10 protein-coding genes are annotated in these 13,871 nt (G+C 68.9%); 8 read left to right on the top strand and 2 right to left on the bottom strand.

Annotation, left to right across the window (positions count from 1 at the left end; genetic code table 11):
• The first annotated feature begins 177 nt into the window (after nucleotides 1–177).
• On the top strand, nucleotides 178–4,236 hold the full coding sequence (locus tag PGN25_00210; protein ID MEH3116078.1) for an amino acid adenylation domain-containing protein: 4,059 nt from the start codon (nucleotides 178–180) through the stop codon (nucleotides 4,234–4,236).
• Nucleotides 4,237–4,247: 11 nt separating this feature from the next.
• Here PGN25_00210 and PGN25_00205 read toward each other — a convergent pair whose 3' ends face one another.
• Nucleotides 4,248–5,405: a GGDEF domain-containing protein gene (locus tag PGN25_00205; protein ID MEH3116077.1), complete on the bottom strand. Its 1,158-nt coding sequence runs from the start codon at nucleotides 5,403–5,405 to the stop codon at nucleotides 4,248–4,250.
• Nucleotides 5,406–5,750: 345 nt separating this feature from the next.
• The gene (locus tag PGN25_00200) at nucleotides 5,751–6,407 is read right to left on the bottom strand and encodes an alpha/beta hydrolase (GenBank protein ID MEH3116076.1); all 657 of its coding nucleotides are present in this window, start codon (nucleotides 6,405–6,407) and stop codon (nucleotides 5,751–5,753) included.
• Between the two features lie 271 nt (nucleotides 6,408–6,678).
• On the opposite strand from PGN25_00200, the gene PGN25_00195 reads away from it, so the two are divergent.
• The 7 genes from PGN25_00195 to PGN25_00165 all read left to right on the top strand — a co-directional run bounded on the left by PGN25_00195 (nucleotide 6,679) and on the right by PGN25_00165 (nucleotide 13,831).
• Nucleotides 6,679–7,854 carry a cysteine desulfurase family protein gene (locus tag PGN25_00195; GenBank protein ID MEH3116075.1) on the top strand — a complete coding sequence of 392 codons (1,176 nt, stop codon included), beginning with the start codon at nucleotides 6,679–6,681 and terminating at the stop codon, nucleotides 7,852–7,854.
• A 92-nt stretch (nucleotides 7,855–7,946) separates the two neighbouring features.
• Entirely contained in the window at nucleotides 7,947–9,416 is a 1,470-nt protein-coding gene (sufB, locus tag PGN25_00190) for a Fe-S cluster assembly protein SufB (GenBank protein ID MEH3116074.1), read from the top strand.
• Nucleotides 9,417–9,427: 11 nt separating this feature from the next.
• Nucleotides 9,428–9,844 carry a hypothetical protein gene (locus PGN25_00185; protein ID MEH3116073.1) on the top strand — a complete coding sequence of 139 codons (417 nt, stop codon included), beginning with the start codon at nucleotides 9,428–9,430 and terminating at the stop codon, nucleotides 9,842–9,844.
• 12 nt (nucleotides 9,845–9,856) lie between these two features.
• A complete protein-coding gene (sufC, locus tag PGN25_00180) occupies nucleotides 9,857–10,609 on the top strand; it encodes a Fe-S cluster assembly ATPase SufC (GenBank protein ID MEH3116072.1) in 753 nt (250 codons plus the stop codon).
• The gene (locus tag PGN25_00175) at nucleotides 10,609–11,931 is read left to right on the top strand and encodes a SufD family Fe-S cluster assembly protein (protein ID MEH3116071.1); all 1,323 of its coding nucleotides are present in this window, start codon (nucleotides 10,609–10,611) and stop codon (nucleotides 11,929–11,931) included. Before sufC ends, PGN25_00175 begins: the two co-directional genes overlap by 1 nt.
• On the top strand, nucleotides 11,910–12,578 hold the full coding sequence (locus tag PGN25_00170) for a hypothetical protein (protein ID MEH3116070.1): 669 nt from the start codon (nucleotides 11,910–11,912) through the stop codon (nucleotides 12,576–12,578). The genes PGN25_00175 and PGN25_00170 overlap by 22 nt, the downstream gene beginning before the upstream one ends.
• The gene (locus PGN25_00165; GenBank protein ID MEH3116069.1) at nucleotides 12,575–13,831 is read left to right on the top strand and encodes a cysteine desulfurase; all 1,257 of its coding nucleotides are present in this window, start codon (nucleotides 12,575–12,577) and stop codon (nucleotides 13,829–13,831) included. Before PGN25_00170 ends, PGN25_00165 begins: the two co-directional genes overlap by 4 nt.
• Nucleotides 13,832–13,871 lie beyond the last annotated feature (40 nt).

The following is a 13,871-nucleotide window of genomic DNA, read 5'->3' as shown; positions in this document are numbered from 1 at the left end:
GCGTGTAAGAGCATGCGTGTGTAAGAGACCGTCGGAGACGGGCCTCGGCCCGAGAAATCCCGCGAACGGCGCGATCTTCGTCGCAAAACCGCCAAGGGCGGCGCCCATGGGGCCGCTCGATCGGGCGCGTCGTGCGGCGAATCCCGAACGCATTGGAAGAGCGGCAGCGGAGCATCGATGAGCGGTCTCGCCGAGAAGAGCCGGAACCGGCAGGACGGCGGACGGGACGAAGGCCGCGCCGTCCTGCGGGGCCCTGCGCGACCCGACCTGATCCGCCGGGAAACCCTGGCCGCCCTGTTCCGGGCGAGCGCGGCCGCGCATGCCGACGCGCCCTGCCTGATCGATGCCGCGAGCGCCGATGCGGAGGGCCGCCGCCCGGTCCTGAGCTACGCCGAGGTCGATGCCCGCTCCGACGCGATCGCCGCGGGACTGTCCGCCCGCGGCATCGGCCCCGGCGACGTCGTCGGCCTCTGGATGGCCCGCGGCACGGAGCTGCTGGTCGCGCAGATCGGCATCACCAAATCCGGCGCCGCGTGGCTCCCCTTCGACGCCGAGGCGCCGGCCGACCGGGTCGCGGTGTGCCTGGGCGACGCCGCGGCCAAGGCGCTGCTCGTCTCCGACGCCCTGCGGCCCCAGGCGCCGGAGGGCACGCCCGCCGTCACGGGTGCGGCGCTGCTGGCGGCGGGGCAGGGCGCGCCCATACCCGATCTCGATGCCGCCGGCCTCGGCCCCGAGCACCCGGCCTACCTGATCTACACCTCGGGCTCGACCGGCGTGCCGAAGGGCATCGTCATCAGCCACGCCAACATCTGCCACTTCCTGCGCGCGGGCAACGCCGTCTACGGCCTGCGCGCCGACGACGTGGTGTTCCAGGGCGCTTCCGTCGCCTTCGATCTCTCGATGGAGGAGATCTGGGTTCCCTATCTCGTCGGCGCCTGCCTGTTCGTGGCGAGCCCCGCCATGATGGGCGACGTCGAGTCCCTGCCCGCGATCATCGCGCAGGCGCGCGTCACCGTGCTCGACACGGTGCCGACCCTGCTCGCGATGATCGCGAGCGACCTGCCCACCGTCCGCCTCGTCCTGCTCGGGGGCGAAGCCTTGCCCGAGCCGCTGGTGGCGCGCTGGGCGACCGATCGGCGGCGCCTGTTCAACACCTACGGGCCGACCGAGGCCACCGTGGTGGCGACCGCCGCCGAGATGCGGCCGGGCCGGCCCGTGACGATCGGCGGCCCGATCCCGAACTATTCCGTCTACGTCGCCGACGAGGCGCTGAACCTGCTCGGGCCCGGCGAACAAGGTGAATTGCTGATCGGCGGCCCCGGCGTCGCGGCGGGCTACCTCAAGCGGCCCGAACTGACGGCGGAAAAGTTCGTCGCCAACCCCTATCCGTCCGACGGGACCGATCCGGTGCTCTACCGCTCGGGCGACGCCGTCTCGATGACGGCGGAAGGCGACATCGTCTTCCACGGCCGCATCGACGATCAGGTCAAGATCCGCGGTTTTCGCGTGGAACTCGGCGAGATCGAGGCCCGCATCCGGGCGCAGGACGGGATCAACCAGGCGGCGGTGGTGCTGCGCCGGGACGACGAGGTGGACCGGCTGGTGGCCTTTCTCGTGCCCGAGCGCGGCGCCACCCTCGACCGGGCGAACGTGCGAAGGAATCTGGCGGCGCAGATGCCGCCCTACATGGTGCCCGGCCATTTCGAGACGGTGGAGACCCTGCCCCGGCTCACATCGGGCAAGGTCGACCGCAAGGCGTTGCGGATCGCCCCGCTGACCGTCGCCGGGCCGGAAGGCGAGCAGGAAGCCCCCGACAACGAGACCGAGGCCGCTTTGCTGGCGGCGGCGAGAAAGGTGTTCGGCGGGGGGCCGATCGGGCTCGAGGCCGACTTCTTCTCCGGGCTCGGCGGCCACTCGCTGCTCGCCGCCCGCTTCGTCGGCGCGGTGCGCGAGACCCCGGCGCTCGCCGGGATCACCCTGCAGGACGTCTATGCCGGCCGGACCCTGCGGGCGATGGCAGCAAGCCTGATCGAGCGCAGCGGCGGCGTCGGCGCGCAGGCGGCTTTGCGGAACCTGAGCTTCGATCCGCCCCCGCTCCTGCGCCGCGCCCTGTGCGGGCTGGCGCAGGCCGTGGCGCTGCCCTTCGTGATCGCGCTCTCCACGGCGCAGTGGCTCGGCATCTTCGTCACCTACCTGCTGCTGACCGGCGGCGGGCTCGGATTCTGGGGCGAACTCGGCGTCCTGCTGCTCGTCTACATCGGCATCAACGCGGTGACCGCGACGATCGCGATCGTCGCCAAGTGGCTGATCCTCGGGCGGACCAAGGCAGGCCGCTACCCGCTCTGGGGCGTCTATTATTACCGCTGGTGGCTGGCGCAGCGGCTGACGCCGCTGGTGCACGTCAAGTGGCTGCAAGGCTCGCCCGCCGTCGTCGCCTATCTGCGCCTGCTCGGCGCGAAGATCGGCGACGACGTGCTGATCTCCGACCTCGATGTCGGCGCCCCCGACCTCCTCAGCGTCGGCCGCGGCGCCTCGCTCGGCGGCCGGCTCGTCATCGCCAATGCCGAGGTCGTCGGCAACGAACTCGTCATCGGCCGGGTCGCCATCGGCGAGGATGTGGCCATCGGCACCTCCTGCGTCATCGGCCCCGGCACCGTGATCGGCGATCACGCCGAGATCGCCGATCTGACCACCGTGCCCGCCGGCACCGAAATCGGTCCGGCCGAGGCCTGGGACGGCTCGCCGGGCCGCCGGGTCGGCACGGTCGACTTTTCCGCGCTCCCCGAACCGGCCACCGCCTCGCCCGGCCGCCGGGCGGCCTTCGGCGGGGCTTATGCCTTCCTGCTCGCGGCGGTGCCGGCGATCGGGCTGCTGCCGATCTTCCCGGCCTTCTACATCTTCGACCAGATCTCGGACAATCTCTCGGAGATGACCGACGTCGATTACCACCTCTACCTGCCGCTGCTGACCTGGCCCACCGCCATGCTGATGACGGCGGGCACGGTGCTGCTCATCGCCGCCATCCGCTGGGTGGTGCTGCCGCGGGCGACGCACGGCACCGTCTCGATCTGGTCGGGCCTCTATCTGCGCAAGTGGCTCGTGGCGCTCGCCTCCGAGGTGACGCTGGAGACGCTCTCCTCGCTGTTCGCCACCGTCTACATGCGGGCGTGGTACCGGCTGATGGGCGCGCGGATGGGCCGGGGCGCCGAGATCTCGACCAATCTCGGCTCGCGCCACGACCTCGTTTCGGTCGGCGCCGACAACTTCATCGCCGACGAGGTGGTGGTCGGCGAGGAGGAGATCCGCCGCGGCTGGATGCATCTCCATCCGGTCGAGACCGGCGCGCGCGTCTTCGTCGGCAATGACGGCGTGCTGCCGCCGGGGGCGAAGATCCCCGACGACGTGCTGATCGGCATCAAGTCGAAGCCGCCGGCGAACGAGGCCATGGGGCCGGGCGAGACGTGGTTCGGCTCGCCGCCGATCCGCCTGCCGGTGCGCCAGCGGGTCGATCTCGGCTCGGCCGCCCAGACCTTCGAGCCGAGCAAGGCGGCCAAGCTGAGACGCGGCCTGTTCGAGGCCTTCGCCACCTCGTTCTCGCCGATGCTCTACATCTCGCTCGCCATCTGCGCGATCGACTGGGTGTTCTATCCCGAGATCCTCGAAGGGGACTGGATCGGCTTGGGATTCGCCTTCGTCGCCGCGAGCGTCGTCATCGCGCTGATCCAGACCGCGAGCGTGATCGCCCTCAAGTGGCTGCTGATGGGCGTCTACCGCCCCGGCATGCGGCCGATGTGGTCGTGGTGGGCGATGCGCACCGAGGCCATCGCGGTGGCCTATTGGGGCTTGGCCGGCAAGGTGCTCCTCGAACACCTGATGGGCACGCCGTTCCTGCCCTGGCTGCTGCGGCTGTTCGGCGTGAAGGTCGGCCGGGGCACCTGCCTGCTGATGACCGACATCACCGAGTTCGACTGCGTCACCATCGGCGACTACGCGGCGGTCAACCGCTCGGCGGCGCTCCAGACCCATCTCTACGAGGACCGCATCATGAAGGTCGGCCGCGTCGTGGTCGGCCGGGGCGTCTCGGTCGGCGCCTTCTCCACCGTGCTCTACGACAGCCATGTCGGCGACTACGCGCGGCTGCGCCCGCTCACCATCGTCATGAAGGGCGAGTCGATCCCCCCGCATTCCGAGTGGGAGGGCGCACCCGCCGTGCCGGTGGTGCACGGGGCGGCGTAGCGTCGGAGGGATCAGGCGGCGAGGCGCGCGTCCGCCTTCGCCTCGGCCAGGGCGCAGCGGCCCTTGCCGGCGGCCTTGGCGGCGTAGAGCGCCGCGTCGGCCCGGGCGAGGAGCTCGTCCGGGCAGAGATCGGCCCCGGCGCAGGCGATTCCGATGCTGACCCCGACCTGCACCGTGCCCGCGCCGACCGTGTAGGGACGGGAGACCGCGGCGACGAGCCTCGTGCCGAGTTTCGCGGCGGTCCGGTCGCCGCAATCGGGGATGAGCACCACGAACTCGTCGCCGCCGAGCCGGGCCGCGACGCAGCGCTCCGGCATCGTCTCGCCGATCCGTGCGGCCACCGCCTGGAGCAGCAGGTCGCCGGTGGCGTGGCCGTAGGTGTCGTTGACCGCCTTGAAGCCGTCGAGGTCGAGATAGAGCAGCGAAAACGGCCCCGCGCCCCGGCGCTGCAGGTTGCGGGTCAGGGCCTCCATCAGGCCGGCCCGGTTGGAGAGCCCGGTGAGCACGTCGCGCATGGCGCGGCGCTCGCTCTCGCGCTCCGCCAGCACCGAGGCGAGGTGGAGCCGGTTCAGCTCGAACACCTTCGCGATGACGTAGGCGTCGAACATCGGGATGTGGACGAGGAGGATGGAGAGCAGGGGCTGGCCGCTGAGGGCGATCGCCACCATCATCGGCACGGTGCACAGCAGGATCTGCACGACGAGGAAGCGCGGCGCCCCGTTGTCGCGCATGGTCACGCCGCTGGCGATGCCCATCATGATGGCCGGAGCGAGGATCTGGAGCAGCGGGTCGCCGGTTGCGAACACCAGCGCGCTGCCGATGCCGACGACCGCCAGCGACAGGTGCCCCAGCAGGAAGTAGAGATCGATGGGAACCCGGCGCCCCCATCCGGGCTGCCGCCGAGCCAGATCGAAGGCCGCGCGCAGGCCGAGGATCAGCAGCCCGGCGCCGAGCAGGTACAGGAACGGGCCATCGGGATGCCGGATGGCGGCGATCAACTGCAGGCTGCCGTCGCCGATCACGCCGACCGCGCCGGCACGGAGCGGGACCATGAAATCCTTGACCAAGCGTGCCTGGACCTCGTCCGGCACGTGCGGCCCGGAGGCCGTCAGCCAGCGCATCGGCCGGGTGCGTGGCAAGTGGTCGGTCTCGATACGTTTGAGCGACATCTCACCGGCTCCGAACGCATACGAACATAAACCATCGGATGTGAGAAAAGGGTGCAGTCGCCGGTGCGGCTCCCTAACAACTTGTTCCGCATGGTTGACGAATCGTAACGAGCGGCGCTGCCCGGACCGTTTCGGCGCGCACAAGGTTTCTTCCCGCATCGCGTGAGGCCGCAACGGACGGCTCGTCCCCGGAAGGCGGGGATTCGCCAACCGCCGGAACGGGCGTGCCGAACCCCGTTCCGGACCCCTTGCCATGTCCGTGCATTGTCCGTGCATCCTGCTCCGGCCGTCGGCGATGCCCGGAGGAACGCGGGACGAACCCTGCTCGGAGCGCCGGCGCGGGCCTCAGGCCGCCTCGGTCTTCGCCCCGAGGCGCTGGTCGAGGTAGGTGTCGACCGTCCGGGTCAGTTCGTCGACCTTGCCGTCGAAGAAGTGGTTGGCGCCCTCGACCATCTGGTGCTCGATGATGACGCCCTTCTGCGTCTTCACCTTCTCGATCACCGGGATCACCTCGCGGGCCGGCGCCACCCGGTCCTCGGAGCCGTGCACGAACAGGCCGGAGGAGGGGCAGGGGGCGAGGAAGGTGAAGTCGTAGCGGTTGGCCATGGCGGCGATCGAGATGAAGCCCTCGATCTCCGGGCGCCGCATCAGGAGCTGCATCCCGATCCACGAGCCGAACGAGACCCCGGCGATCCAGCAGGACTTCGCCTCCGGGTTGACCGACTGCACCCAGTCGAGGGCGGCGGCCGCGTCGGAGAGTTCGCCCGAACCGTGGTCGAACGCGCCCTGGCTGCGCCCGACCCCGCGGAAATTGAAGCGCAGGGCTGCGAATCCGCGATTGGCGAAGGTGTAGAAAAGATTGTACACGATTTGATTGTTCATCGTGCCCCCGAACTGGGGGTGCGGGTGGAGCACGATCGCGATCGGCGCACCCTTCTTCTTGGGGGCCTGATAGCGGCCTTCCAGGCGGCCGGCGGGGCCGGAAAAGATGACTTCGGGCATGGTGTCCTCGGGATGATCCGACCCCACCCCTCACGCTTTCGGAGGGCGCAGGGGCGCGGGCCGGCACGGCGCCGGCCATGGCTTGACTCGCTGGGCGCGCCACTTACAAGCGCTCTTAGAATAATTCTAGGCGATTGGAGTCATTCTAAACTGAACATCGGACCTCGACCGCGATGCACGAGGCGCGCGATCCGCGCGGCTTAGCACGGGGGAGGGGGGCGAAATCAAGAAAATCAGGAATCGACAAGACGATGCGGAGCGGAACGGCGGGATGATGTCAGGTGCTCGCAGCTATCTCGATCACAATGCGACCTCCCCGGTGCGGCCGGAGGTCGCGGCGGCGGTCGCGCGCGCGCTCGAACTGCCCGGCAACCCCTCCTCGATCCACGCGGAAGGCCGCGCCGCCCGCCACGCGCTCCAGACGGCGCGGGGACGGCTCGCCGCCCTGCTCGGGACGGACCCTGAGCGCGTGACCTTCACCAGCGGCGGCACCGAGGCCGCCAACGCCGTGCTCTCCGGCGCGTTGCGCAAGGCCGGCCGGCCCGCCCCGGCCCGGCTGATGATCTCGGCCACCGAGCACCCTTGCGTCGCCGCCGGCCACCGCTTCGCACCCGAGGCGGTGGAGGTGTTGCCCGTCGACGCGGCCGGCCGCTTTCGCCTCGACGCGCTGGCGGCGCGGCTCGACGCGGCCCGCGGCGAGGTCGTGCTGATCTCGGTTCATGCGGCCAACAACGAGACCGGGGTGGTGCAGCCGCTGTCCGAGATCGTGCGGCTCGCCCGCGATCACGGAAACGCCCTGGTCCACAGCGACGCGGTGCAGGCGGTGGGCAAGATCCCGCTCGATTTTTCCGCGCTCGGCCTCGATGCCCTGACCCTGTCCGGCCACAAGTTCGCCGCTCCGAAGGGCGTCGGCGCGATGGTGCTGGCCGAGGGGGTGAGCCTGGAGGCGCCCTTCCTGCGCGGCGGCGGCCAGGAGGCGCGCCTGCGCTGCGGCACCGAGAACCTTTCGGGGATCGTCGGCATGGGCGAGGCGGCGGCGATCGCCCAGGCGGCCCTGGAGGCCGCCGAGGCGGTGCGGCTCGCCGGCCTGCGCGACGCCCTCGAAGCGCGCCTGCGGGCGCTCGCGCCCGGCTTCGTCGTGTTCGGCGAGGGCGCGCCGCGCCTGCCCAACACCCTCAGCTTCGCCGTGCCGGGCCTGGAGGCCGCCACGGCGCTGATCGCCCTCGATCTCGCCGGCCTGTCCGTCTCGTCGGGCTCGGCCTGCGCCTCGGGCAAGGTGGCCCGCTCCCCCGTGCTCGCGGCGATGGGCGTGAGCCCTGCGCTCGCCGCGGGAGCGCTGCGCGTCAGCTTCGGCTGGAATTCGCAAGGTACGGATCTCGAACGCTTCGTCGCGGGGTTCGAACGGGTCGTTTCGTCCCTATATCAGCGGCGAGGGCAGGCCGCCTGAACGCCGCCCGCCCAAGCCATTTTTCGGCGGGATACCCGCCGTGTCGTTGGAAACCCCCGGTCCTTGACGCCGGAGTCGGTAGGAGACGTTGAATGCCTGCAGTGCAGGAGACCATCGATCGGGTTCGTTCGATCGACCTCGACCAGTACAAGTACGGTTTCGAGACCGTGATCGAGATGGAGAAGTCCGAGAAGGGCCTCTCCGAGGACGTGATCCGCTTCATCTCGGCGCGTAAGAACGAGCCCGCCTGGCTGCTCGAATGGCGCCTCGACGCCTACAAGCGCTGGCTCACGATGAAGGAGCCGGAGTGGGCGCGGGTCGAGTATGACCGGGTCGATTACAACGGCATCTATTACTACGCCGCGCCGAAGCGGCAGGGCCCGGAATCGCTCGACGACATCGATCCCGAGATCCTGAAGACCTACGAGAAGCTCGGCATCCCCTTGCGCGAGGTCGAAGTGCTGGAAGGCATCGCGCCGGAGCGCCGCGTCGCGGTCGATGCCGTGTTCGACTCGGTCTCGGTCGCCACGACATTCAAGAAGGAGCTCGAGAAGGCCGGCGTGATCTTCATGCCGATCTCCGAGGCCGTGCGCGCGTACCCGGACCTCGTGAAGACGTATCTCGGCTCGGTCGTGCCGGTGACCGACAATTTTTTTGCGACCCTCAACTCGGCCGTGTTCTCAGACGGGTCGTTCGTCTACATCCCGCCGGACGTGCGCTGCCCGATGGAGCTGTCGACTTACTTTCGCATCAACGAGCGCGACACCGGCCAGTTCGAGCGCACGCTGATCATCGCCGACAAGGGCTCCTACGTCTCGTATCTGGAAGGCTGCACCGCCCCGAAGCGCGACGACAACCAGCTCCACGCCGCGGTGGTCGAGCTGGTGGCGCTGGAGGACGCCGAGATCAAGTACTCGACCGTCCAGAACTGGTATCCCGGCGACAACGACGGCAAGGGCGGCATCTACAACTTCGTGACCAAGCGCGGCGATTGCCGTGGCGCCCGCTCGAAGATCTCGTGGACGCAGGTCGAGACCGGCTCGGCCATCACCTGGAAGTACCCGTCCTGCATCCTCCGGGGCGACGACTCGCGCGGAGAATTCTACTCGATCGCGGTGTCGAACGGCATGCAGCAGGTCGATTCCGGCACCAAGATGATCCATCTGGGCAAGAACACCACCAGCCGGATCATCTCGAAGGGCATCTCGGCGGGGCGATCGCAGAACACCTACCGGGGCCTCGTCTCGGCCCACAGACGAGCCAAGAACGCCCGCAACTTCACCAACTGCGACAGCCTGCTGATCGGCGACCGGTGCGGCGCGCACACCGTGCCCTACATCGAGTCGAAGAACGCGAGCGCGGTGTTCGAGCACGAAGCAACGACTTCGAAGATCTCCGAAGAGCAAAAATTCTACTGCCAGCAGCGCGGCCTCTCCGAGGAGGAGGCGACCGCCCTCATCGTCAACGGCTTCGTCCGCGACGTGCTACAGCAACTGCCGATGGAGTTCGCGGTGGAGGCCCAGAAGCTGATCTCGATCAGCCTTGAGGGCAGTGTTGGATAGGGAGGATTTGGATGGCTGCCTTTGACAAAGGTTTCGACGCATTTCGTGCCGAGCAAGATGCTGAAAATACTGCTCGGCAGCGGGATGCAGAAGCCAAGCGAGCACAGGTCGGCATCCTTTTCGATATCCTTAATGCCAGTTCATCTCGCCTCCATGAGAATCATCTCTCGCCCATCGTGAGGGAGGGAGAGCTATTTCTCATGTTCGGTGAGAATGAGTTTGCAAAGATTTCTCCTGCTGCGTCAGGCGATGAATTCAAGATAAAAGTCGGCTCACAATCGCAATCGTTCAGTGGTGATGCTGAGGGGTGCATTGAAGAGCTTGGTAAAATGGTGGCTAAAGCGATTCTCGCCCGTAACGAGGCCGAACGCAAAGCACGCTTGGCTACAAGGCGTAGGCCGTCCCGTGGTGGATGGATGTCAAATTAGGACGTTCCAAAAATGCTCGAAATCAAAAACCTCGTCGTGCAGATCGAGGACAACCGCATCCTCAACGGCCTGAACCTCACCGTGAACGACGGCGAGGTCGCCGCGATCATGGGCCCGAACGGGTCCGGCAAGTCGACGCTCTCCTACGTCATCGCCGGCAAGGAGGACTACGAGGTCCTCGACGGCGAGATCCTGCTCGACGGGCAGAACGTGCTGGAGATGGAGGCCGACGCGCGCGCGGCCGCCGGCATCTTCCTGGCCTTCCAGTACCCGCTGGAGATCCCGGGCGTCGGCACCATGACCTTCCTCAAGGCCTGCCTCAACGCACAGCGCAAGGCGCGGGGCGAGGACGAACTCTCGACCCCCGATTTCATCCGCGCGGTGAACGCGGCGGCCGACAAGCTCGAGATCGACAAGGAGATGCTCAAGCGCGCGCTCAACGTCGGCTTCTCGGGTGGTGAGAAGAAGCGCATGGAGATCCTCCAGATGGCGCTGCTGGCCCCGAAGTTCTGCGTCCTCGACGAGACCGATTCCGGCCTCGACATCGATGCCCTGCGCATCGTCTCCGAGGGGGTGAACGCGCTGCGCGCCGAAGGACGCTCGTTCCTCGTCATCACCCACTACCAGCGGCTCCTCAACCACATCGTGCCCGACACCGTGCACGTCATGTCGAAGGGCCGGATCGTGAAGACCGGCGGCAAGGAACTGGCGCTCGAACTCGAGGCCAGCGGCTACGCCGAGTACCGCGCGAGCGAGGCTGCGTGATGGCCGACGTCACCAATCTCCGCTCCCCCGCCGAGGCCGGCCTCTCCAAACTCTTCGAGTCCGCGCGGAAAAGCTTCGCCACCGAGCAGGCGATCAGCCGCGAGGAGGCGTTCCGCTTCTTCGAGGCGACCGGCCTGCCGAGCCGCCGGGTCGAGGCGTTCAAGTACACGGACCTGCGCGCCGCCATCACGGAGGCCGCCCCGCCCGCCGAGGCGCCGTCCGAGGATGCGGCCAAGGCCGCGGTTGCCGGTGCGACGGGCTTCGACGAGATCGAGGCCGCGCGCCTGACCTTCGTCAACGGCCATCTCGTGGCCGCGCTGTCCGATCTCGGCCGCCTGCCCGAGGGCGTGACGGTCACGCCGCTCAACGAAGCGCTTGCGCAGGGCGATGCCCGCCTGAAGCTGCTCGCCCCCGTCGAGCAGGTGCGCGAGAACCCGATCTATCAGCTCAACACCGCCTTCCTGGCGGACGGCGCGCTGATCTCGGTCGCCCCCGGTGCCAAGCCGCAGGTTCCGGTGCACCTGCGCTTCGTCGGCACCGGCGGAGCCGCGTTCTCGACCGCGACCCGCGTGCTGGTCGAACTCGGCGCGGCGTCCGAGTTCTTCCTGCTCGAGAGCCACGAGGGCCCGGCCGGGCTGACCTACCAGCCCAACGACGCCCTCGACGTGCGCATCGGTGACGAGGCCGCCTTCCGCCACACCCGGCTCAACCGGGAGGGGGATGCGGCCATCGCCCTCTCGACGCTCTCGGTGCGGCTCGACGCCCGGGCGCGACTCGAGACCGTCAACCTCGTCACCGGCGCCAGGCTCTCGCGCCATCAGATCTACCTGCACGTCGCGGGCGAGGACGCCGACGCCGTGGTCAACGGCGCGGCGCTGCTCGGCCACGGCCAGCTCGCGGACTCGACCCTGCTCGCCGACCACGCGGCGACCGGGGGCGTGGGCCGCGAGATGTTCAAGACGGTGATCGACGGCGATTCCACCGGCGTGTTCCAGGGCAAGATCATCGTCCGGCAGGTCGCGCAGCAGACCGACGGCAAGATGAAGTCCGACTGCCTGCTGCTGGCCGACGACGGTCAGATGATGAACAAGCCGGAACTGGAGATCTTCGCCGACGACGTGGCCTGCGGCCATGGTGCCACCTGCGGCGCGCCGGACGAGGATCTGCTGTTCTACCTCATGGCCCGCGGCCTGCCGCGCGCCGCCGCCGAGAGCCTGCTGGTCCAGGCCTTCGTCGGCGAGGCGGTGGAATCGGTCACGCACGAGGGCGCGCGCGACGCGCTGATCGGCGGGATCGAGGCGTGGCTGGCGGCACGGGGGTGAGCGGAGACCGCTCCGACGCTGCGACGGCCGGGCGCCATCTGGCGCTCGGCTGGCGATCGCCGCGGGCGGCGATGCGCGAGGCCGGAAGGACGATCGGCGAGGGGCGGCGGCTTGGCCTCGTCATCCTGTCCGGCGCCATCGTCGTGCTGGCGGATCCGGCCGAGGACGGCTTTCCGCGTTTCGTCGCCGCGCAGGCGGCGAACAGGGCGACCCTTGCGGCCTCACTCGGGGAGGTCGCCCTGTGGAGCGTCTGCCTCCTCGCGGTTCTGCCGCTCTTCTACGGCGGGGTGGCCGGAACGCTGTGGCTGTTCACGCGGCCGAGTCCCGCCAAGCCCGCGTTCGCGGCCCTGCGCACGGCGGTCGCGGTCGCGAGCTGGGTCTCGACGCTCCCGATCCTCGCCACCGGTCTGGTGGCCTCCCTCGCCGGGTTCGAGACCGTCGGCGGGGTTCTGATGCTAGGCCTGTGGACGGCCTATGCCGGCCTCTGCCTGTCCGAAGCCACGGGTCTCGATGCCCGCGCCGGCACCGGCCTCGCACTGGGCGCGACGGTTCTCGCATCCGTCGTGATCGCGGCAGCCATCGCTGGCCTCTACGGGACGCTGATCCACGACGACTTCGCGGGACTTGCCGACGGAGCGACGCCATGAACGCACCACTGCGCACCGATCGAGGCACCATGAGCTACGACGTCGAGGCAATTCGAAAGGAATTCCCGATCCTCTCGGAAAAGGTCTACGGCAAGCCGCTGGTCTACCTCGACAACGCCGCCTCGGCGCAGAAGCCCAAGGCGGTCGTCGACGCCATGGTCTCCTGCATGGAGACGGGCTACGCCAACGTCCACCGCGGCCTGCACTACATGGCCAATGCCGCCACCGAAGGCTTCGAGGGCGCGCGCGAGACCACGCGCCAGTTCCTCAACGCGGCTTCCACCGACGAGATCGTCTTCACCCGCAACGCGACGGAGGCCTACAACCTCGTCGCCTCCTCCATGGGTTGGGCCGGGCTGATCGGGGAGGGGGACGAGATCATCCTCTCGATCATGGAGCACCACTCCAACATCGTCCCCTGGCATTTCCTGCGCGAGCGGCGCGGGGCGGTGATCAAGTGGGCGCCGGTCGATGACGAGGGCAACTTCCTCGTCGAGGAATACGAAAAGCTGTTCAGTCCGCGCACCAGGATGGTGGCGCTCACCCACATGTCGAACGTGCTCGGCACGGTGACGCCGGCGGAAGACATCGTGGCAATCGCCCACGCCCACGGTGTGCCGGTGCTGCTCGACGGGGCTCAGAGCGCCGTCCACCGCCCCATCGACGTGCGGGCGCTCGATTGCGACTTCTTCGTCTTCACCGGCCACAAGGTCTACGGGCCGACCGGCATCGGCGTGCTCTACGGCAAGAAGGAGTGGCTGGAGCGGCTGCCCCCCTACCAGGGCGGCGGCGAGATGATCCACACCGTCACGCAGGACGCGATCACCTACAACGACCCGCCGCACCGCTTCGAGGCCGGCACCCCGGCCATCGTCGAGGCGGTCGGCCTCGGCGCCGCCCTGGAGTTCATGATGACGGTGGGGCGCGACAGGATCGCCGCGCACGAGGCCGGGCTGACGGCTTACGCGCAGGAGCGGCTCGGTGCGATGAACGCGCTGAAGCTGATCGGCACGGCCCGGGGCAAGGGCGGCGTCATCGCCTTCGCGATGAAGGGCGCGCATGCCCACGACATCGCCACGGTGATCGACCGTCAGGGCGTGGCCGTGCGCGCGGGCACCCACTGCGCCATGCCGCTTCTGAACCGCTTCGGCGTCACCTCCACCTGTCGCGCCTCGTTCGGCCTGTATAATACGATCCACGAGATCGACGCGCTCGCCGAGGCTTTGGCCAAGGCCGAGATGTTGTTCGCGTAAGTTCTTGAAGGAGTTTCGGCCGCCGGACGCGGGGGGCCGG

The sequence above is a fragment of the Methylorubrum populi genome (assembly GCA_036946625.1).
Taxonomy (GTDB): Bacteria; Pseudomonadota; Alphaproteobacteria; order Rhizobiales; family Beijerinckiaceae; genus Methylobacterium; species Methylobacterium populi_C.
The sequence above is the reverse complement of the archived record's forward strand: the minus strand, read 5'-3'. Positions and strand labels throughout refer to the sequence as shown.